The following is an 18931-nucleotide window of genomic DNA, read 5'->3' as shown; positions in this document are numbered from 1 at the left end:
GCATCTTGGCCAGCTCATATGAGGCAAAAAGCCATTGTTTTGCCAGTAACGATGCTTATAATGCCGCGCCCTGTTAGTGCGAAAGGGAATTTCGTTCCTCTGCTTTATGAGGAATCACCATATTGGTTGACTACTTTCAGGGAAGAAGTGACATGGCTTTTCGCGCCTTACCTCCGCTCGCGCTCGCGGCAGTCACTTTGCTCAGCGGCTGTTCAATGTTCCGCAGCTACGACGCCGAGCTGCAAGCCACCAACCAGCAACTGGCCACCGGCAATGTCGACGCCGCCCTGACCTTGTTGGAAAAGAACAACACCGGCGAAGACAAAGACCTGCTGTATTTCTTCGAAAAGGGCGAGTTGCTGCGGGCCAAGGGCGACCTGACAGGCAGCCAGGCCGCCTGGCGCAGCGCCGACCTGCAAGTCTACAAGTGGGAAGAGTCGGTCAAGTTCGACAGCGCAAAATACCTGTCCCAGTTCGGCAGCTTCCTGGCCAATGACAAGGTGCGTCGCTACGAAGGCTATGACTACGAAAGAGTCATGCTGACCACGCAGATGGCCCTGAACCTGCTGGCCTTGAATGACTTCAACGGCGCACGCACCGAAATCAAGAAGACCCACGAACGCGAAGCGGTGATCGCCGACCTGCGCGACAAGGAATACCTCAAGCGCGAAGACGAAGCCGAGCGCCAGGGCGTGACTACCCAGATCAAGGACCTGCACGGCTACCCGGTGCAAGCCCTCGACGCGCCGGAAGTGGTCGGCCTGAAGAACAGTTACCAAAGTGCGTTCAGCCATTACCTGGCCGGCTTCGTCTACGAAGCCCTGGGCGAAAAAGACCTGGCCGCCCCCGGTTATCGCAAGGCCATCGAGCTGCGTCCTAACACGCCACTGCTGGAAAAAGCGCTGCTCGACCTGGACAAATCCAAGGTCGGCAGCGATGAAACCGACGTGCTGATCGTGGTGCAGAGCGGCCTCGCACCCGCCCGCGACTCGGTCCGCCTGCCGCTGCCGATCCCGATCAATGGCAACCTGGTGATCACCCCACTGTCGTTCCCGGTGATCAAGGCCGACACCTCCACGGCGACCTTCGCCCAGATCGGTGTCGACGGCCAGCAACAGAACCTCACGGTGCTCAACAGCACCACAGCCATGTCCCGCCGCGCCCTGCGTGACGACATGCCGGGGATCATTCTGCGCACCACCGTGCGTGCGGTAAGCCGTGGTGTGGCGCAGAACAACCTGAACAAGACCAACCCCATGGCAGGCCTGGTACTGGGTATCGCCTCGGCCGTGACCGAAGGCGCCGACACCCGCACCTGGCGCACCCTGCCGGACATGACCCAAGTCACGCGCCTGCGCCTCAAGCGCGGTGAACACCAGGTCAGCCTGCCCAACGCCCTGGGTGGCACGCTGGTAACGATCAAGGCCGACCAGCCCTACCAGGTGATCACCCTGCGCATGGTCGGCAACCAAGTGTTCGCCGGTGGCCTCGCCGCCCATGTGCTGCCCGGTTCGACAACCCAGGCCATCGCCCTCAAACAACCTTAAGGAGCACCCTATGCGTCACTTTATCCTCGGCGCACTGGCGCTGGTCCTGCTTGTCGGCTGTGCCACCCCGCCACCACCGGAACCTGGCAGCGCTGCGAGCAAGATCGTGGTGATGGGCAAGTTCAAGGGCATCGCGGTCGGCGCCATTCGTGTGGCCCGCGAGAACGGCTTCCTCACCGCCAAGGTGCAACTGAGCAACATCACCAGCAGTAACCAGATGATGTATTACCGTTTCGCCTGGCTGGGCGCCGATGGTTTCCCGGTGGGCGATGAAGAGACCTGGAAGGTGCTGAACCTGTACGCCAACCAGGCGACCTTCCTGCCCGCCATTGCCAATGTGCCCCAGGCCGCAGACTTCCGCCTTGAAGTCAAAACCCCTTGAGCCGTTCATTCTTTTTGCTGCCGAGAGATTTCCCCATGCTTGCACGCTTCTCGATTCTCGCCGTGGTTGCCGTCCTGGCCAGCGGCTGCGCGAATACCTCCCCGGTACTGGGGGGTAAAAATATCAGCTACGGCGACACCAAGGCGGTGGAACTGGTGACCAACGAGTTCGGCTCCACCGACCTGCAGATGATCGCCGAAAGCATGACCCGCTCCCTGGCCCAGTCCGGCATCCTGCAAGGCCGCCCGGTGGTGCAGGTGTATGACGTGAAGAACAAGACCAGCGAGTACATCGACACCCGTGAGATCACCACGTCGATCAAGACCCAGCTGATGAAGACGGGCACCGCACGCTTCGCCAGTGACAACACCGACATGCAGAGCCAGGTCGACCAGCTCAAGCTGCAGAACCAGAGCGGCTTGTACAAGAAGTCCAGCGTCAGCAAGACCGGCAACATGGTCGCCGCCAAGTACCGCCTGGAAGGCTCCATCAGCTCCATCGTCAAGCGCAGCTCGGACTACAAGGACGTGTTCTACAAGTTCAGCCTGCAGCTGATCGACGTCGAGAGCGGCCTGGCTGAATGGATGGACGAAAAAGAAATCCGCAAGACCACGGAGCGCTAGGCAATGCGTGCATGGATTGGTTTGATCGGCCTGTTGTGTGCCTTTGGCGCCTCGGCCGCCCCCAAGATCGCGGTGACCGACCTGGCCTACCAGGCGCAGGTCGAGGAATACATCCACCAGGTTTCGGCCAGCAACAACTTCCAGGCAAGCAGCTACAACGCCAGCGGTGCATCGAACTACAGCGAGTACGAGAGCCGTAGCAGCTACATCGAGCAGATCGAGCTGCGCAAGTTCAGCGGTGATATCAAGGGCGAGATTCTCAAGTCCCGCCAGTTCCAGCTGGTGCAGGGCACGCCCTACACCGCTGATGCCAAGGGTGACGTCTATGACGTGATCAAGCGCATCAAGGCCGGTCACTTCAAGGGCGCGGACTATGTGCTGTTCGGTACGCTGTCGGACATCGACTTCACCCAGGACATCAACGCCCTGGACCACACCAACAGCTACTCGGCGGTGCTGGGCCTGACGCTGGTGGCGGATTTCAGCCTGATCAATACGCGCACCTACGAAATCACCTCGGCGTTTACCGCCATGGGCGAAGGCCAGGACACCAAGCTGGTGAACAGCCGCGACATACGCGTGAGCCTGAACCGGCCGCGGGTGGTGAAGGAAGTGTCGAAGGCGCTGGGTGAGGACGTCGCCAGGCAGTTGGCGGAACAGTTGGGCGGCGGCTATCAGGACCCGGGCCAGCCGGTGCCGCGCAACCACCTGCCACGGGATGAAGCGCCGAAGATCTTGCACTGAACGGTAATCCTCAAGGCAACACAAAACCAATGTGGGAGGGGGCTTGCCCCCGATAGCAGGGTGTCAGTCAGCCTAGCTGTAGCTGAGACACCGCCATCGGGGGCAAGCCCCCTCCCACACGTTTAAGTACCGAGGTTTACGCTGTTGCGCGATGCAAGCTGGCCAGGAAACCCGCTGCCCCTACGAACAACCCGGCAAACGTCCGGTTCACGCGTTTCTGCTGCTTGGGCGTGCGCAACAGGCGCAGGACTTTGGACGCCAACCCCGTATACCCGGCCATCACGATCATATCGACGCTGATCATCGTCGCACCGATGATCAGGTACTGCACCAGCAACGGCGCCTGGGGATTCACGAACTGCGGCAGCACCGCCAGCATGAACACCAAGGCCTTGGGGTTGCTGGCGTTGACCAGGAAACCACGGAACATCATCGCCATCGGCTTGCCGAGCGGGCGTATCGCCGCGTCATCGGCCATGTCCATGGGCAAGGCACGCCATTGCTTGACGGCCAGGTACACCAGGTACGCCACGCCAAACCATTTGATCGCATAGAACGCGGTCGACGACGCCGCCAGAATGGCACCCAAACCGCCCGCTACCACGGCAATCTGCATGGCCAGGCCCAGTTGCAGGCCAATGGCGTTCCAGTAACCGCGCAGGAAGCCGTATTGCAGGCCGCTGGACATCGAAGCGATGGCGCCGGCGCCAGGGGAAAGGGAGATGATCCAACTGGCCAGGAAAAAGGCCAGCCACGTGTCGAGTGCCATAGCACACCTCGGGGAAGAGTCAGCGATTGTCGGGCCTTAAGCTAACTCCGCCGACCAGAGGCTGGCTATAGATTTTTACACGCGGTAAATGCTAGCGGTCGCCCGGGAACACATGGGTGCCGGGCCAACGCCGCACCGAGCGCTGGAAGAACAGGCTGTTAGGCACCTGTACGATGGCGCTGTCGGTGCCTGCCGCTTCCACTTCGATCAGTGTGGTGTAGAGCAAGTTGATTGCCACTACCCTGCCCTTCACGCCGGGCTTGTCGACGGTATCCACCAACTCGACGATGTCACCGAGGCGAAACGGTCCGACGGTAAAGATCAGGATCGCGCACAGCAGGTTGGACAACACCGACCACATGGCGAAGAACGCCACTGCCGCCACTGCGACAAACCCCGACAGCGCGGTCCACAACACCGTAGCGGAAACACCCAGCCGGCCCAGCACAAAGATCAACGCACTGCCCATGATCAGCCAACGCAATCCGCCACGCAGGGGCATCAGCAGTTGCGGCGGGAACGGGTAGCGCTCACCCAGGCGCGTCAGGCCCTTGGCGACAAACCGCTGGGCGAGGTAGCCGGCCAGCAGGATCAGCAGGATTTGCACGCCGATCCATACAGGCTCGATCCATTGCGCAGGCAACGGCAGTTGCAAGGCCTCCATCAGGACAGCGCCTCCAGCTCCGCTTGCAGGGTTTCCAGCAGTTCGAGGGCTTCCATCCAGGTTTCCTCCAATTGCCCTTCGCGAACCTTGAGCCTGGCCTGTTCGGCCAGCAGGTCGCGCAGCTCATCCTTACGCGCAGCCTCGTACACGGCGCTGTCGCCCAGGCTGGCTTCGATCTTGGCCAGGCGCTCGTGGACCTTGCCCAACTCGGCCTCAAGCTTGTCGGCTTCGCGCTTGTGTGGCGCCAACTGCTGGCGCAGGGCGGCAGCGGCCTGGCGCTGGGCTTTCTTGTCGGTCTTGTCCGGGTTGACCGGGGTGTTGCTGACCGGCGCATTGCGCAGGCGGTAATCCGTGAGCCAGCGTGCGTAGTCGTCCAGGTCACCGTCGAACTCTTCGACCTTACCATCCGCTACCAGCAGGAAGTTGTCGGTGGTGCTCTTGAGCAAGTGGCGATCGTGAGACACCACCAGGACCGCACCGCTGAACTCCTGCAAGGCCATGGTCAACGCCAGGCGCATTTCCAGGTCGAGGTGGTTGGTCGGTTCGTCGAGCAGCAGCAGGTTCGGGCGGTCCCAGGCGATCAACGCCAGGGCCAGGCGGGCTTTTTCGCCACCGGAGAAGTTCAGCACCGGCTCATCGATGCGCGCGCCACGGAAGTCAAAGCCACCGAGGAAGTCGCGCAGGGTTTGCTCGCGCTCGGTCGGCGCCAGGCGTTGCAGGTGCAGCAGCGGGCTGGCCTTGGCGTCGAGGGAGTCCAACTGATGCTGGGCGAAGTAGCCCACCACCAGGTTCTCGCCACGGGTCAAACGACCGGCCAGGGGTTGCAACTCGCCCGAGAGGTTCTTGATCAGCGTCGACTTGCCCGCGCCGTTCGGGCCGAGCAAACCGATGCGCGCACCTGGGGTGAGCTGCAGCTTGACCTTCTCCAGGATGGTTTTCTCGCCATACCCCAGGCGTGCATCCGAGAGGTCCAGCAACGGGCTGGAGATTTTCACCGATTCACGGAACACAAAGTCGAACGGCGAATCGACGTGGGCCGCCGACAGTTCTTCCATGCGCTCCAGGGCCTTGATCCGGCTCTGGGCCTGGCGGGCCTTGGTGGCCTGGGCCTTGAACCGGGCGATGTAGCTTTCCATGTGCGCGCGCTGCGCCTGCTGCTTCTCGAACGCCTGCTGCTGCTGGGCCAGGCGCTCGGCACGCGCCCGTTCGAACGCGGTGTAGCCGCCACGGTAGAGCGTGATCTTCTTCTGTTCGACGTGGGCAATGTTGTCGACCACGGCGTCGAGGAAGTCCCGGTCGTGGGAAATCAGCAGCAAGGTGCCCTGATAGCTCTTGAGGAAGTCCTCCAGCCACAGGATCGCATCGAGGTCCAAGTGGTTGGTCGGTTCGTCGAGCAGCAGCAGGTCCGAGGGGCACATCAGCGCCTGGGCCAGATTAAGGCGCATACGCCAGCCACCGGAGAAGTCGGCGACCGGACGATCCATCTGTTCGTTGGTGAAGCCAAGGCCGGCGAGCATCTTGCGGGCGCGGGCGTCGGCGGTGTAGCCGTCGGCGCTGTCGAGTTCCGCGTGCAGGCGGGCCTGGGCGGCGCCGTCCTGGGCTTTCTCGGCCTCGGCCAGGTCGTGTTGCACCTGGCGCAGGCGCAGGTCGCCATCGAGCACGTAGTCGATCGCGATGCGGTCCAGGGTGTCGATCTCCTGGCGCATATGGGCGATGCGCCAGTCGGCCGGCAGCAAGCAGTCCCCGGAATCCGGGGTCAGCTCACCCAGCAACAGGGCGAACAACGTGGATTTGCCGGCGCCGTTGGCACCGATCAGGCCGGCTTTGTGACCGGCGTGCAGGGTCAGCTCGGCGTCTTCGAGAAGACGTTGCGGGCCACGCTGTAATGTTAGGCTTTGAAGTCGGATCATAATGGCGGCGGAGTCTACCAGCTTCGTTGGCCGCTGGCTTGGGTGTGAATATGAACGCTGACCTGTGGAGCTTTGCTCTCTCGACTTACGCCCGCCCGGGCGTCGAAGCTGCCTGCCTGCGCTTGCAGGAGCAAGGGGCGGACGTGTGCCTGTTGCTCTGCGGCGCATGGCTGGAACAGCGGGGTGTGGCACTCGAGCCGGAGCGCATGCGCATCCTGCAACAACTGGCGCAACCGTGGCAGGCGCAGGTGATCGAACCCTTGCGGCAGTTGCGTGTGCAATGGCGCGCCATGGTGCAGCAGGATGAGCAACTGGCGGCGCTGCGCGAACGGGTCAAAGCCCTGGAACTGGATGCCGAACGGCAATTGCTGACGCGCCTGGAAGCGTTGACGCAGGCATGGCCGAAAGGGGAGATGACTCAACCGCGGTGGCTGGAAGGACTGGCGGCTGAGGATGCCGCCGACCTTGACCATGACGCGCTGCAGCAGCTGCGCGTCATGGTTACCGGCACTTAGGAAGCGCTGGTTGGGGTGGTGCTTGGCGCTACCGGTGCAGGGGTGCTGCTGGCCGATGCGGTCGGAGCGGTGGTCGCTGCCGGGGTAGCAGCAGGTGCTGCTGGCTTGGCCGGTGCTGGTTTCGCAGCGGCAGGCTTTGCAACTGGCTTGGCGGCTGGCTTTGCAGCAGCAGGCTTTGCAGCAGTAGGTTTGGCGGCTGGTTTGGCGGCAGTGGTTTTAGCAGCTGGCTTCGCGGCCGGTTTTGCAGCAGCGGTTTTAGCAACTGGCTTCGCGGCTGGTTTCGCAGCAGCGGTTTTAGCAACTGGCTTCGCGGCTGGTTTCGCAGCAGCGGTTTTGGCAGCTGGCTTGGCAGCCGGTTTTGCAGCAGCAGTTTTGGCAACTGGCTTCGCAGCTGGTTTGGCAGCAGCGGTTTTGGCAGCTGGCTTGGCGGCTAGTTTTGCAGCAGCGGTTTTAGCAACTGGCTTGGCAGCCGGTTTTGCAGCCGCAGTTTTGGCAACTGGCTTGGCGGCTGGTTTTGCAGCAGCAGTTTTGGCAGTTGGCTTCACAGCGGGTTTTGCAACAGTGGCTTTAGCCGCTGGCTTGGCTGGCGCTTTAGCCGGTGCACGGGCACCCAGCACTTTAGCTACGGCTTCCTTCACACGACCAACGCCCTGGGCCAGCTTCAGGCTTTCTTGAGCATCTTTTTTGAGTTGGGAAATGTAGGTGCGGGTTTCAGCTTGACGATCCTTGAGAGCGTCCAGCAGGTCTTCGAGTTCTTTTACTGCGTCTTTGGCTTTGGCCTGTGCCTTGGCCTTGCCGGCAGTGGCGGCGTCTTGCAGTTTGGTGCGGGATTTGTGCAGTTTTTCTTGCGCTTTACCGCGTTGTTTTTCCAGCTTGGCGAGCAGTTTTTCTGCATCGGCCAACGCTTGGGAACATGCGCTTTCCAGATGTTCGAGCAAGCTGCCCGACAATTGTTGGAGTAAATGCAACGGGGTATTTACAGGCTTCTGTTTGGCCGACATGGTTTACCTCCTGGCTGACGTGGGTGCGGCTCATACTAGCCCTCTGCTCTTACCGCCGCTAGGGCATGTTGACAGTATCGTTTGCGTTGCGTTGCAACGTGCGAAAATTCTTATCGATATAACGAAAACACACGGCACTTTTTACGCACACGCACTGGCATAATCCGTCGCACTTTCGGCAGGAGAATGCCCATGTCGCGTTACCTTTTCCTTGTGCTGTGCCTGGCGATTTCCGCGGCCAATGCGAGCGAGCAATCACCGTCAAAAACTACGCCCCAAGATCAGCACGACCTCGCCTACAGCCTGGGCGCCAGCCTCGGTGAGCGCCTGCGCCAGGAAGTCCCGGACCTGCAGATCCAGGCCTTGATCGACGGTCTCAAGCAAGCCTATCAAGGCAAGCCGCTGGCGTTGGATAACGCGCGCATCGAACAGATTCTTGCCGAGCACGAAGCGCAGACCGAAGCCGATGCCCAAGCGCCTGAAAGTGAAAAGGCACTTGCCGCCGAGCAGCAGTTTTTAGCCAAGGAAAAAGCCGCGAAAGGAGTGCGTGAGTTGGCCGATGGCATCCTGCTCACTGAACTGACACCCGGCACGGGTAACAAGCCTGGCGCAAATGATCAGGTCCAGGTGAACTACGTTGGGCGATTGCCCGATGGCACGGTTTTCGATCAGAGCACACAACCCCAGTGGTTTCGCCTGGACAGTGTGATCAGCGGTTGGAGCAGCGCGTTACAGCAGATGCCGGTCGGGGCCAAATGGCGCCTGGTGATCCCATCGGCCCAAGCTTATGGAGGCGACGGTGCCGGCGAGCTGATCCCGCCATATACGCCACTGGTATTCGAGATCGAATTACTCGGTACCCGTCATTGAGCCAATAAAAAACGGTGCGCCATGCGCACCGTTTTTATCTCGCCCGCAAAGGTCAGGCCTGGGGGGCCGTTTCTTCCTTATGGGCGTTGTGGAGCACTTCGATCAGGCAATCTTCCAGTTCAAAACGCTCATGGAGCAGGCCACCCAACTCCTTGAATTTCTCAGCAACGCACTGGCCGGCATCACACAGATCGGTGAACGCCAGCAGTTTCTCAGTGATGACATCGATACGCGGGTAAAGGGTCTCGGCCAGTTCCAGACCACGCTTATCATCGAAGGCTTCCGCCTCTTTGGTCAGCTGCTCGTAGACACCGAAATGGCCAGCAGACACATAGTCCACCAACACTTCACAGAATTCCTGCAACGGCTTGCGATTCTCAGCCAGGGCCTCGGGCTTGGCGCCAAGAGCATCAAAGGCCCGAACCAGTTCGTGACGTGCTTTCAACCAGCTGTCGATCAGCTTGTGCACCCCACCCCAGCGTTCCTGAGCATTCTGACAACTTTCCAGCATGATGATCTCTCTTCCCTATAGGGGCGCTGCCGCCTGATGCCCGCGCAACACTTCAAGGATAAAACAGCAGCGGGACAAGGCCGCGTCTGACAAACGGTTTCAATAACGCGTGCGGGCCAGATTATGCCCCCATGACTATGGCTTCAAGGTACGCAGGAGAGAAAGTTCATACAAGTGTTTAATCCTGTCCTACAAACTGCGGCCTCCGATCAGCGCCTCGCTGAGCGCAATGGACGGCTCAAAAACAGTCGGGAAAATTGCATGACACCGAGGATCAACATGCTCAGGAAGAACAACAGGCTCCACTCGGGAAGGCTCAGGTCAAATAGCGTCCAGCTTATTTCCATACAATCGACCGTGCCTTTGACCGTCAATTGCAACGCCTGCCACAGCGACAGGTTCTCGAGCATGTGACTGAGACTGGGCCAGCAGTCGGCGGCCTGATCCGCTGCGGTATTTTGCAGCAGCACCTGGCGTACTGCGGTGATGGCACCCAGCAACGCACAGACCATGCTCGTAACCCCATATAGGTAAAAAGTGGAACGCCTGGGGTTGTGGATGGCGGCGACCAGATTAATCAGCGTGAAGGCAGCCAGAAAGGCCCTTTGCATCTGGCACAGAAAACAAGGGCGTAACGAGGCACCGAACTCAAGATAGAAGGACGCACCCAACGTCAGCGCACCCGCCATGAACGCAAGGAAAAACAAGGAGCGTGAAGGGGCCAAAGACATGCTTTATCCGCATCGCGAGAGATAGGTCGTTACGTTAGAGGAAAGGCCTGACCCCTTTCAATACGCGCCAGAGCAGACGATTCCGTGAGAACGTAGGGACATCCCGTCAGAGAATGGAAGACTTGAAGCGCATGAACGTAGGAGTTTGCTTCAAAGCCCCTCAGGGCCGGCATACGCTCAGCATTGAAGGGCTGGCCATCAGAAATATCTGAGCCAACCCTAGACTTCTTCCTACATCAAACTCGGGCAGGAGCTGGCAGCGGAGACGCCAGCAAGCGGTTATCCAATAAGCCCAGGCCTTCCTGGAACAGCTGGTTGCTGCGCTCGGTGTCGCCCAACTGCGCCAACAGCCGCGCCAGTTCGGCACAGGCCTCGGGATTACGCTGCACCTGCAGGCTGCTTTCCAGGTAATCCCGCGCCTTGCCCCACAGGCTGTTTTGCAGGCACAGACGACCCAATGTCAACAACAGGCTGGCATCGCCCGGGTGGTCCTTGAGCCAGCCTTCGGCAAACTTCAATTGCCGGGCAGGGTCGCTGCCGCGCAGCAGGCCGTAGAGACGAATCAGGTGGCTGTCGTAGCCGCGCTTGATGGCACCGCGCAATGCTTCCTCCGCCTTGGCATCGGCCCCCAGTTGACGCAGTTGCTCGGCATAGGCCAGGACCAGCTGCGGCTCCTGGCGCTGGGCGGAAGTCAGTTGTTGCCAGGCCCGCTCAAGAGACTGCAAGCCGGCTTCGCCCTGCTCTTCGCGCTGGGCCGCCAGGCTCAGGTTCTCACCCCAGGCACGTCGCTCCAGTTCGGCCAATTCGCTGGCGGGCAGCACCTTGTCCTTGCGCAGCTCCGGCAACAGGCGGATCACCGACGACCAGTCGCCACGCTGCTGGTGCAGACGCTGTAATTGGCGCAGCACCTGGCCGTTGTGGGGATGGCGCTCGTGCATGGCCTGCAAGGTGGTGAGGGCGCCATCAGTGTCGCCACGGTCCAATTGCAACTGCGCATGGCTCAAGGCAACCGCCAGCTCGGCCTGGGGCTGACGCTCCAGGGCGCGCTCGAGCAAGCCGTCCGATTCTTCATAACGGCCCTGCTCATTCGCCGCCCGGGCCGCGCCCAGGTAGTACAGCAATGGCTGGCGCTCGGCTTCGGCGGCACGATGCAGATGACGTTCGGCACTGGCCCAACGGCCTTCGGCGAGGTCCATCTGGCCCTGTTCGATGGCGATCTGCACGCGGCGACTGCGGTTACGTCGCGACCACGGGTTGACCACATCACCCGAGGTGGTGACCAGGCTCAGCAATACGCGGATCAAGTAGATGGCCAGGCCGAAGACAAACACCGCCACCACGGTAGCCCATAGGCTCGACTCGTAGTGCAGCACATGAGGATAGGTAATCAGCACGTAGCCGGTGTGTTTCGAAATGCCCACAGCCAGTGCCAGGGCGATTGCAATCGCCAGCACCAGGATCACATAGAAACGCTTCATCGGCTCTACTCCTGCTTCGCCGACGGGGCCGCCGGCGTGGCAGCCGCCTTGGCTTCGTCGGCAGACAGATGACGACGTTCGAGGTACGCCTGCACCGCAGCCAGGCTCGCCGCCAGGTCCGGTGTCACCACCGAGACCGCCTTGGGCTCAAGCTCGGCGATACGCGCCAGCATCGCCTTGCTCTGCGGGTTGTCCTGGTTGAAGTTATCCTGCAACACGCTGCGTGCCTCACCCAGGGAGCGGCTGTACACCGCCGATTCACCATTGAGCGCCGCCCATTGTGCTTGCTCCAGGGCCAGGCTGAGGGCCAGGCGTACCTGGTTCAGGCCTTGACCGGCGAGCAGTGGACGAATGTTGTCGTCGGGGTTGAAGTCGATGCGGAAGTACCGGGAAATCTGCTCCCACCACTGGCTCCAGCGGTTGTCCGTATCGGTGCTTGGACGCCCCTGGGATGCGGGTTCAGTCAGTTGGTACTCAGGGGCGATGGCCGCCAGTTGCACGACCTGATCACGCAAGGCTGCCAATTGCAGATACAGCCCGGTGCGATCCGGCTGCTCAGTACTGCGCAACGCAGCAAGGCTCTTGGCCAACTGCTCGCGCGCGGCGTAGGAGCCCGGATCGCTTTGCTCGCGAAGAATCTCATCAGCGCCCTGGACCAACGCCTGGGCGCTGTTGATGTCCTGCAAGGCAGACAAGCGCAAACTCGCCAGGCGAATCAGGTGCTCGGCCTCAGCCAGGCGCCAATCCTTGCGGCTGGCACCCAGCACGGTTTCCAGGCGCTGGCTCAAGCGCTGCTGGTCACCCTGCAACTGGGCCACCAGGCGACGGCGCTCCTCGAGCTCATCCGCACCCGGCAGTTGCGCCAGGCGTGCAGCCAGTTGTTGCTGGCTTTGCTTGAGGGCCTGGGATTGGTCATCCAGGGTCTGCACTTGGCCCAGCTGGTGCTGGCTGCTGGCTTGCAGGGCACGGACCTGCCAGAGACCCCAACCGCCGGCGGCAACACCCGCAGCGCCAAGCAGCAGGGCGACAACTGCCAGGCCATTGCCGCGGCGCGGCGCGGTGACCGGTGACTCAACCGGCGCATCAAGTGCGGGTTGGGTTTCATCTTTAGGCAAGGCTGTTTCGCTCACGTATCCGTCCTTTGCGTATCAGAGAGTGGGAACGGCATGACTCCGTAACGCCACTAACAAAGCCGCGGCACTCGCGCCGCGACAATCCACAACTTTTTCTGCGCCAGCGGCCCGCGCCATCTCGGCGACTCGCGGGCTGGGCACGAACAACGGCAGCTGCGCCACCTGTGGCCAATCGGATCCGGCCAGGGCCTGCAGGTGCAAAAAACCCTGCCCACTGCTGACCACCAGGCCGTTCAAGCGTTCCAACTGGATGCGCCGGGTCAGTACACCGGTGTCGTAGGCCGGAAGGAAACGACGATACAACTCCAAGTAGTCGACACTAGCACCTTGCTCGCGCAAACGCTCAGCCAGCAGCTCCCGCCCCCCCTCGCCGCGCAGGATCAACACCCGCGCACCGGGCCGTGCGATAGCCTCGCGCAACGCAGGCAATTGAAGCAAGGCCTCGCTGTCGTCGCCGGTTTGGGGATAGTGAACGGGAAGGCCGTGATCAGCCAGGACCTGCGCGGTGGCCGCACCGACGCTGAACCACGGCAGTTGCGGCCAGGCTTGATCCAACTGCTGCACGGCAAGCCGCGCGGCCGGTTTACTCACCACGATCACCGCACAGTAGCGACCCAGATCGCCGAAGACGGCCTGTTGTTCAGGGGTAACGGGTAACGGTTCGGTGTCCAGCAAAGGCAAGCTGCTGCTGAAGATACCGGCTTCGGACAACGCCGCCGCCAGGGCCGCCGATTCCTCGGCAGGCCGTGTCAGCAGCACGCGCCAATCGGTCACTGCGGGCCGGCCTCGCCGTAGACTTTTTGCAGAATGGCGCCAGCGCCCTTGTCCAGCAGCTCTTCAGCCACCTGGACACCCAGGGCGATGGCGTCACGTTGCGGGCCACGGATTTCGGCAGTCAGCAGAGTGCCCCCATCCGGATCCCCAACCAGGCCACGCAGCCACAGGTTTTCACCTTCGAACACGGCGTAGCAGGCGATCGGCACCTGGCAGCCACCGTTGAGGTGCTTGTTCAGGGCGCGTTCGGCCGTGACACGCACTTCGGTCTCGTAGTGATCCAGGGGTTTGAGCAGCGCGTGGATTTCACTATCGGCGGTACGGCATTCAATGCCCACGGCGCCTTGCCCGCCAGCAGGCAGGCTGTCTTCGACGCTGATGGCCGAGGTGATGCGGTTTTCGAAGCCCAAACGGATCAGGCCGGCCGCGGCGAGGATGATCGCGTCATACTCACCGGCATCCAGCTTGGCCAGGCGGGTGTTGACGTTGCCGCGCAGGAAGCGAATCTGCAGGTCCGGACGACGGGTCAACAGCTGTGCCTGGCGACGCAGGCTGGAGGTGCCGACAATGCTGCCCAGAGGCAAGTCATCCAAAGACGCGAAGGTATTGGAAACGAAGGCGTCACGCGGGTCTTCACGTTCACAGATGCAAAACAGGCCCAGGCCTTCAGGGAAATCCATGGGCACGTCTTTCATGGAATGCACGGCGATGTCGGCTTCGTTTTCCAGCAGCGCGGTTTCCAGTTCCTTGACGAACAGGCCCTTGCCGCCGATCTTCGACAGCGGCGAGTCGAGCAGCTTGTCGCCGCGACTGACCATGGGCACCAGGGTCACCTTGAGGCCGGGATGGGCCTGCTCAAGGCGTGCTTTGACGTATTCGGCCTGCCACAAGGCCAGGGCGCTTTTACGGGTGGCGATGCGGATTTCGCGAGAGGACATGGATCAATCCGTACTGAATAGATACGGCAGATAATAACAGCTCAGGCAAATACGCCTTGATTTGAATCAGCAAGTGCGGGGCCTCCCTGGCCACGTCGCACCGGGATAATGACTACAGGCTCGCCAAAACCCTCGGGCTAAAGCTGCTGCATCATCTTGCGCACGCCGGCGACATGGCGTCGGCTGACGATCAATGCATCCCCGTTAAGCCCTTTGAGGAATAACTGAAAGTGCCCGAGCGGCGTGCGCTGCAGGCGCTCGATTCGCTCACGGGCCACCAGCGCGTTCCGGTGGATTCGCACAAAGCGGTCACCGAATTCATCCTCAAGGGCCTTGAGCGGCTCATCGAGCAACACTTCGCCAGCCTCATGCCGCAGGGTCACGTACTTGTGATCGGCAATGAAGTAGACCACCTGGTCCAAGGGGATCAACTCGATGCCTTTGCGTGTACGGGCGCTGATATGGCTGCGCGGCCCGTTGCCGCTTTGGGCGGCCGGCTGGGTCAGGGCAGCCAGTTGGGCGCGGTTGGGGCGCTCGGCTTTCTTCAAGGCCCTGAGCAACGCCTCGGCAGTCACTGGTTTGACTACGAAACTGACACCACTGGCTTCCAGTGCCTGCGCGGCAAACTCTTCTTGAGAGGCGCACAGCACCACGGCGGGTGGCGATTCGCGCTCACTCAGGCGAGCAGCAACTTGCAGGCCATCGAGGCCCGGCATGCGGATATCGAGCAACACCACGTCCGGCTTGAGGCTGTCGATCAACGTCAACGCTTCCTCTCCGCTGGTGGCACTCGGTTCAAGGACTGTATAACCCTCGAGTTCACTGACCAAACGGCTCAGTCGCTCGCGGGCTTGGGGTTCGTCATCAACGATCAGGACATTCATATAGCGCTGGATTCCTGCGTGAGTCTCGCACAAGGATAGCGTAGACAGGTGCGGTGACTTGCGTCACAGCGATCCACGCTAAGACTAGCGCGAGCGGCAAAAAGTGCCCTGACAGCGGCACCCATATTTACCCGGACCTGTTCAATAGCGCCCAAGACCTGCTGCCTTCGGGCATCGTCGTAGGGTTTGCTGATACACAATCCGAATACCCCCCTTTTAAATGGATAGTCAGGCTCTGACCGCATTACCCGACTTTGGTGCATTCACACACTATCAGTCCAACTGTAGACGCTCGCCGAGACGATATTGCTCAATCGTCAAATATCGTATCAATAAGCAGCTGCCTCCAGTCTCGTCCCGGACGCGGTCGGCGGCAAGGCACTTAGCCATCCTTTGCACAAATAAAAATGCCGACGACCCGCAGCACCGCCTCCAAGGGCAACCCTGTTATTATCGCCGCCACACTTTCATGCCTCTTAATAAGCAGACCACGAGCGAATCCATGAGCACCGACAAGACCAACCAGTCCTGGGGCGGCCGCTTCAGTGAACCCGTCGACGCCTTCGTCGCCCGCTTCACCGCCTCCGTCACCTTTGACCAGCGCCTGTACCGCCACGACATCATGGGCTCCATCGCCCACGCGACGATGCTGGCCAAGGTCGGCGTGCTGACCGACGCCGAGCGCGACAGCATCATCGATGGCCTGACCACCATCCGCGGTGAGATCGAAGCCGGTACGTTCGACTGGCGTGTCGACCTGGAAGACGTGCACATGAACATCGAGGCGCGCCTCACCGACCGTATCGGTGTGACCGGCAAGAAACTGCACACCGGTCGCAGCCGTAACGACCAGGTGGCCACCGACATCCGCCTGTGGCTGCGCGATGAAATCGACCTGATCCTGGCCGAAATCACCCGCTTGCAGAAAGGCTTGCTGGAGCAGGCCGAGCGTGAGGCGGGCACCATCATGCCCGGCTTCACCCACCTGCAAACCGCACAACCCGTGACCTTCGGCCACCACCTGCTGGCCTGGTTCGAAATGCTCAGCCGCGACTACGAGCGCCTGGTGGATTGCCGCAAGCGCGCCAATCGCATGCCGCTCGGCAGCGCTGCCCTGGCCGGCACCACTTACCCGATCGACCGCGAATACACCGCGCAGCTGCTGGGCTTCGATGCCGTCGGCGGCAACTCCCTGGACGGCGTGTCGGACCGCGACTTCGCCATCGAATTCTGCGCCGCCGCCAGCATCGCGATGATGCACCTGTCGCGTTTCTCCGAAGAGCTGGTGCTGTGGACCAGTGCGCAATTCCAGTTCATCGACCTGCCGGACCGCTTCTGCACCGGCAGCTCGATCATGCCGCAAAAGAAAAACCCCGACGTGCCCGAACTGGTGCGGGGCAAGAGCGGCCGTGTATTCGGCGCACTGATGGGCCTGCTGACCCTGATGAAAGGCCAGCCTTTGGCCTACAACAAGGACAACCAGGAAGACAAGGAACCGCTGTTCGACGCCGCCGACACCCTGCGCGACTCGCTGCGCGCGTTTGCCGACATGATCCCGGCGATCAAGCCCAAGCACGCGATCATGCGTGAAGCGGCCCTGCGCGGTTTCTCCACGGCGACTGACCTGGCGGACTACCTGGTACGCCGTGGCCTGCCGTTCCGCGACTGCCACGAGATCGTTGGCCATGCGGTGAAATACGGCGTCGACACCGGCAAGGACCTGGCGGAAATGAGCCTGGAAGAGCTGCGCCAGTTCAGTGACCAGATCGAACAGGACGTGTTTGCCGTGTTGACCCTGGAAGGCTCGGTGAATGCCCGTAATCACGTGGGCGGTACCGCGCCGGCACAGGTGAAGGCTGCGGTCGCTCGCGGCCAGGCCCTGCTCGCCAGCCGCTGAAAAAGGTGGGAGGGGGGTAACCCCCTCCCACATTTGATCATTTTTTGGCCGCAACCATCGCCATGAACGCCGGCATCGCGGCCTCCCTGTCCGCCGCCACCTTCTGCGCATTAGGCATGGCATGCAGGCGCTCCAGCAACGCTTTGGCCGCCGGCAATTCAGCCAACAGGTCCAGGCCAAACAGCTTCTCGCCCACCGCACAGGCGAGGTTCACGCTGTACATGAAATACAGATCCGCAATCGTAAAGCCCTCCCCCGCCACATAAGGCGCGAACTTGCCGTGACGGCCTAAAGAGCCGATCCCCAACAGCAACTCAGCCCTGGATTTCTCCTTGATCGCCTCCGGCACCGGCATACCAAAAAACGCCTCGGCAAAACACGCACGGGCGGGCAATTCGATATACAGCTCGATTTCCCTGCACAATGCCAGCACTTGGGCACGCTGGAACGGTTCGGCCGGCAACAGCGACGGGCCTACCTGGGTCTGCTCGATGTATTCGAGGATCACACTGGTTTCGTTGACAAAACCCTGCTTCACGCCCAGCACCGGCACCTTGCCACGGGGGCTGACCGCCAGGGCCTCAGGGGTTTGCCCGGCATAAAAGGGCACCTCCTCAAAAGGCAGGCCTTTCTCCAGCAGTGCCAGTTTCACCATGTTGTAGTAGTTGCTGACCGAAAATCCGTAAAGCTTGAGCATCGCAAAGCCTCCAGGCCGTGTGCGGGGTTGGCTGCAGAAGTTATAGATCCCCGGGGCCGGCCTGACCAGCAGCATCACCTGCCTGAATGGGGGTAGACTGGCGCCCTTTCCTTGAGGAGCCTGCCATGAGCGAGCCGACCGATATCGACAGCGACGAAGAAGCGTTCATCGAAAACACCTTGATCGAAGCGATCGAAAACCAAATCGAAAGCGACAACCCGCCTGCCGCCAAGGCCACGTTCAATAAACTGACCCTGGTGGGCTATGAACGTGAAGAGATCCTGAATCTCATGGCTCACGTGTTGGCTTTCGAGATCGACGCGATGCTGGATGAGGACCGCGCCTTCAATACCGAATGGTATGAAACAGCGCTGCGGGCACTGCCTGAGCTGCCGCCCGAAAAGGAATAATCCCGACACACCGCAACACGCTGGACAGTTCGGCAAAGTGCGTTCACCTTATGGCCTGCTAGCCTCTAATAAATTTTAGAAAGTCTGGAGTCCTTATGTCGTATACCCCTGAGTTGGTTGCCGAACTGGAAATCCTTGTACTCTTCCCCTTGGACAGCACCAAGGAAGGTCTGAAAGTCCATCAGACCGCCGCTCCCTCTGCCATCGCCGCTGCCAAGCGTCTCCATGCGAAAGGACTTATCGACCAACCGGACGGAGGCTACCTGACCAGCCTTGGCCGGGACGCTGCAGAGCAGGCCCAAACCCTGCTGACCATCCTGAGCACCGCCAACACCAAAGAAGCTGCCTGATACCGTATACCGCCCATGGAGTCCGCCTCTCGCGGATTCCGAGGGCGCTGCTGTGGAATGGCCCGGTTTTTGACGTCAAAAACCATTTCCCTCTAAACCTCCT

General features: G+C 61.1%; 21 protein-coding genes and 1 pseudogene. 9 read left to right on the top strand and 13 right to left on the bottom strand.

The features are described 5' to 3' along the window. The first annotated feature begins 152 nt into the window (after positions 1–152). Genes AC07OP_RS10730 through AC07OP_RS10715 form a run of 4 tightly spaced genes read left to right on the top strand, consistent with a single transcriptional unit; the run spans position 153 to position 3296 of the window. A complete protein-coding gene (locus AC07OP_RS10730; protein ID WP_495100846.1) occupies positions 153–1547 on the top strand; it encodes a COG3014 family protein in 1395 nt (464 codons plus the stop codon). Between the two features lie 10 nt (positions 1548–1557). Then, positions 1558–1929 carry a YcfL family putative periplasmic lipoprotein gene (locus AC07OP_RS10725; RefSeq protein WP_495100845.1) on the top strand — a complete coding sequence of 124 codons (372 nt, stop codon included), beginning with the start codon at positions 1558–1560 and terminating at the stop codon, positions 1927–1929. A gap of 35 nt (positions 1930–1964) precedes the next feature. Continuing rightward, positions 1965–2552 (top strand): penicillin-binding protein activator LpoB, encoded by a 588-nt coding sequence (gene lpoB, locus AC07OP_RS10720; RefSeq protein WP_027608342.1) that lies wholly within the window; start codon positions 1965–1967, stop codon positions 2550–2552. Between the two features lie 3 nt (positions 2553–2555). Next, positions 2556–3296 carry a penicillin-binding protein activator LpoB gene (locus AC07OP_RS10715; RefSeq protein ID WP_495100844.1) on the top strand — a complete coding sequence of 247 codons (741 nt, stop codon included), beginning with the start codon at positions 2556–2558 and terminating at the stop codon, positions 3294–3296. A 136-nt stretch (positions 3297–3432) separates the two neighbouring features. Here AC07OP_RS10715 and AC07OP_RS10710 read toward each other — a convergent pair whose 3' ends face one another. From AC07OP_RS10710 to AC07OP_RS10700, 3 genes are all read right to left on the bottom strand, one after another. Continuing rightward, entirely contained in the window at positions 3433–4065 is a 633-nt protein-coding gene (locus AC07OP_RS10710) for a LysE family transporter (RefSeq protein ID WP_027608340.1), read from the bottom strand. A gap of 91 nt (positions 4066–4156) precedes the next feature. Continuing rightward, complete coding sequence (locus AC07OP_RS10705; RefSeq protein ID WP_003176850.1) at positions 4157–4729, bottom strand: mechanosensitive ion channel family protein; 573 nt, start codon at positions 4727–4729, stop codon at positions 4157–4159. Beyond that, positions 4729–6639, bottom strand: coding sequence for an ATP-binding cassette domain-containing protein (locus AC07OP_RS10700; RefSeq protein ID WP_065926670.1), 1911 nt, complete (start codon positions 6637–6639; stop codon positions 4729–4731). The genes AC07OP_RS10705 and AC07OP_RS10700 overlap by 1 nt, the downstream gene beginning before the upstream one ends. 50 nt (positions 6640–6689) lie before the next feature. On the opposite strand from AC07OP_RS10700, the gene AC07OP_RS10695 reads away from it, so the two are divergent. After that, positions 6690–7154, top strand: a complete 465-nt coding sequence (locus AC07OP_RS10695; RefSeq protein WP_495100843.1) for a TIGR02444 family protein — start codon at positions 6690–6692, stop codon at positions 7152–7154. On the opposite strand, the gene AC07OP_RS10690 is transcribed toward AC07OP_RS10695, so the two are convergent. Further along, the gene (locus AC07OP_RS10690) at positions 7151–8155 is read right to left on the bottom strand and encodes an AlgP family protein (RefSeq protein WP_495100842.1); all 1005 of its coding nucleotides are present in this window, start codon (positions 8153–8155) and stop codon (positions 7151–7153) included. The genes AC07OP_RS10695 and AC07OP_RS10690 overlap by 4 nt on opposite strands. Before the next feature lie 192 nt (positions 8156–8347). Between AC07OP_RS10690 and AC07OP_RS10685 the strand changes: the two genes are divergently transcribed. Beyond that, a complete protein-coding gene (locus tag AC07OP_RS10685; protein ID WP_115485503.1) occupies positions 8348–9025 on the top strand; it encodes an FKBP-type peptidyl-prolyl cis-trans isomerase in 678 nt (225 codons plus the stop codon). Positions 9026–9077: 52 nt separating this feature from the next. On the opposite strand, the gene rsd is transcribed toward AC07OP_RS10685, so the two are convergent. The 8 genes and pseudogenes from rsd to AC07OP_RS10645 form a co-directional block, all read right to left on the bottom strand. Beyond that, positions 9078–9536 carry a sigma D regulator gene (gene rsd, locus AC07OP_RS10680; RefSeq protein ID WP_141156287.1) on the bottom strand — a complete coding sequence of 153 codons (459 nt, stop codon included), beginning with the start codon at positions 9534–9536 and terminating at the stop codon, positions 9078–9080. A gap of 209 nt (positions 9537–9745) precedes the next feature. Further along, positions 9746–10267: a disulfide bond formation protein B gene (locus AC07OP_RS10675; protein ID WP_495100841.1), complete on the bottom strand. Its 522-nt coding sequence runs from the start codon at positions 10265–10267 to the stop codon at positions 9746–9748. A 236-nt stretch (positions 10268–10503) separates the two neighbouring features. Then, positions 10504–11745: a heme biosynthesis protein HemY gene (locus AC07OP_RS10670; protein ID WP_495100840.1), complete on the bottom strand. Its 1242-nt coding sequence runs from the start codon at positions 11743–11745 to the stop codon at positions 10504–10506. 5 nt (positions 11746–11750) lie between these two features. Continuing rightward, positions 11751–12875, bottom strand: coding sequence for a uroporphyrinogen-III C-methyltransferase (locus tag AC07OP_RS10665; RefSeq protein ID WP_141156289.1), 1125 nt, complete (start codon positions 12873–12875; stop codon positions 11751–11753). An 18-nt stretch (positions 12876–12893) separates the two neighbouring features. Continuing rightward, complete coding sequence (locus AC07OP_RS10660; RefSeq protein ID WP_495100839.1) at positions 12894–13652, bottom strand: uroporphyrinogen-III synthase; 759 nt, start codon at positions 13650–13652, stop codon at positions 12894–12896. Beyond that, complete coding sequence (gene hemC / locus AC07OP_RS10655; RefSeq protein ID WP_495100838.1) at positions 13649–14590, bottom strand: hydroxymethylbilane synthase; 942 nt, start codon at positions 14588–14590, stop codon at positions 13649–13651. The genes AC07OP_RS10660 and hemC overlap by 4 nt, the downstream gene beginning before the upstream one ends. A 137-nt stretch (positions 14591–14727) precedes the next feature. Beyond that, complete coding sequence (locus AC07OP_RS10650; protein ID WP_115485499.1) at positions 14728–15474, bottom strand: LytR/AlgR family response regulator transcription factor; 747 nt, start codon at positions 15472–15474, stop codon at positions 14728–14730. Continuing rightward, positions 15471–15587 (bottom strand): annotated as a pseudogene (locus AC07OP_RS10645) (sensor histidine kinase); the annotation flags it as partial. The pseudogene AC07OP_RS10645 and the gene AC07OP_RS10650, both read right to left, overlap by 4 nt. Positions 15588–15976: 389 nt before the next feature. Here AC07OP_RS10645 and argH point away from each other — a divergent pair. Further along, positions 15977–17371, top strand: a complete 1395-nt coding sequence (gene argH, locus AC07OP_RS10640) for an argininosuccinate lyase (protein WP_141607570.1) — start codon at positions 15977–15979, stop codon at positions 17369–17371. A gap of 37 nt (positions 17372–17408) precedes the next feature. Here the strand turns inward: argH and AC07OP_RS10635 are convergent, their stop codons facing one another. Further along, positions 17409–18068 (bottom strand): glutathione S-transferase family protein, encoded by a 660-nt coding sequence (locus AC07OP_RS10635; protein WP_495100837.1) that lies wholly within the window; start codon positions 18066–18068, stop codon positions 17409–17411. 125 nt (positions 18069–18193) lie between these two features. Here AC07OP_RS10635 and AC07OP_RS10630 point away from each other — a divergent pair, with 125 nt between their 5' ends. Then, positions 18194–18478, top strand: a complete 285-nt coding sequence (locus AC07OP_RS10630; RefSeq protein WP_495100836.1) for a hypothetical protein — start codon at positions 18194–18196, stop codon at positions 18476–18478. A 95-nt stretch (positions 18479–18573) separates the two neighbouring features. Then, complete coding sequence (locus AC07OP_RS10625; RefSeq protein ID WP_027608325.1) at positions 18574–18828, top strand: TIGR02647 family protein; 255 nt, start codon at positions 18574–18576, stop codon at positions 18826–18828. Positions 18829–18931 lie beyond the last annotated feature (103 nt).

The organism is Pseudomonas sp. GW821-FHT09D08 (genome assembly GCF_059416305.1).
The sequence above is the reverse complement of the archived record's forward strand: the minus strand, read 5'-3'. Positions and strand labels throughout refer to the sequence as shown.

What these genes read in the sequence shown, in the direction of transcription:
- AC07OP_RS10730 (WP_495100846.1), top strand. Translation starts at nt 153, where the DNA reads ATGGCTTTTCGCGCCTTACCTCCGCTCGCGCTCGCGGCAGTCACTTTG.
- AC07OP_RS10725 (WP_495100845.1), top strand. Translation starts at nt 1,558, where the DNA reads ATGCGTCACTTTATCCTCGGCGCACTGGCGCTGGTCCTGCTTGTCGGC.
- lpoB (WP_027608342.1), top strand. Translation starts at nt 1,965, where the DNA reads ATGCTTGCACGCTTCTCGATTCTCGCCGTGGTTGCCGTCCTGGCCAGC.
- AC07OP_RS10715 (WP_495100844.1), top strand. Translation starts at nt 2,556, where the DNA reads ATGCGTGCATGGATTGGTTTGATCGGCCTGTTGTGTGCCTTTGGCGCC.
- AC07OP_RS10710 (WP_027608340.1), bottom strand. Translation starts at nt 4,065, where the DNA reads ATGGCACTCGACACGTGGCTGGCCTTTTTCCTGGCCAGTTGGATCATC.
- AC07OP_RS10705 (WP_003176850.1), bottom strand. Translation starts at nt 4,729, where the DNA reads ATGGAGGCCTTGCAACTGCCGTTGCCTGCGCAATGGATCGAGCCTGTA.
- AC07OP_RS10700 (WP_065926670.1), bottom strand. Translation starts at nt 6,639, where the DNA reads ATGATCCGACTTCAAAGCCTAACATTACAGCGTGGCCCGCAACGTCTT.
- AC07OP_RS10695 (WP_495100843.1), top strand. Translation starts at nt 6,690, where the DNA reads ATGAACGCTGACCTGTGGAGCTTTGCTCTCTCGACTTACGCCCGCCCG.
- AC07OP_RS10690 (WP_495100842.1), bottom strand. Translation starts at nt 8,155, where the DNA reads ATGTCGGCCAAACAGAAGCCTGTAAATACCCCGTTGCATTTACTCCAA.
- AC07OP_RS10685 (WP_115485503.1), top strand. Translation starts at nt 8,348, where the DNA reads ATGTCGCGTTACCTTTTCCTTGTGCTGTGCCTGGCGATTTCCGCGGCC.
- rsd (WP_141156287.1), bottom strand. Translation starts at nt 9,536, where the DNA reads ATGCTGGAAAGTTGTCAGAATGCTCAGGAACGCTGGGGTGGGGTGCAC.
- AC07OP_RS10675 (WP_495100841.1), bottom strand. Translation starts at nt 10,267, where the DNA reads ATGTCTTTGGCCCCTTCACGCTCCTTGTTTTTCCTTGCGTTCATGGCG.
- AC07OP_RS10670 (WP_495100840.1), bottom strand. Translation starts at nt 11,745, where the DNA reads ATGAAGCGTTTCTATGTGATCCTGGTGCTGGCGATTGCAATCGCCCTG.
- hemC (WP_495100838.1), bottom strand. Translation starts at nt 14,590, where the DNA reads ATGTCCTCTCGCGAAATCCGCATCGCCACCCGTAAAAGCGCCCTGGCC.
- AC07OP_RS10650 (WP_115485499.1), bottom strand. Translation starts at nt 15,474, where the DNA reads ATGAATGTCCTGATCGTTGATGACGAACCCCAAGCCCGCGAGCGACTG.
- argH (WP_141607570.1), top strand. Translation starts at nt 15,977, where the DNA reads ATGAGCACCGACAAGACCAACCAGTCCTGGGGCGGCCGCTTCAGTGAA.
- AC07OP_RS10635 (WP_495100837.1), bottom strand. Translation starts at nt 18,068, where the DNA reads ATGCTCAAGCTTTACGGATTTTCGGTCAGCAACTACTACAACATGGTG.
- AC07OP_RS10630 (WP_495100836.1), top strand. Translation starts at nt 18,194, where the DNA reads ATGAGCGAGCCGACCGATATCGACAGCGACGAAGAAGCGTTCATCGAA.
- AC07OP_RS10625 (WP_027608325.1), top strand. Translation starts at nt 18,574, where the DNA reads ATGTCGTATACCCCTGAGTTGGTTGCCGAACTGGAAATCCTTGTACTC.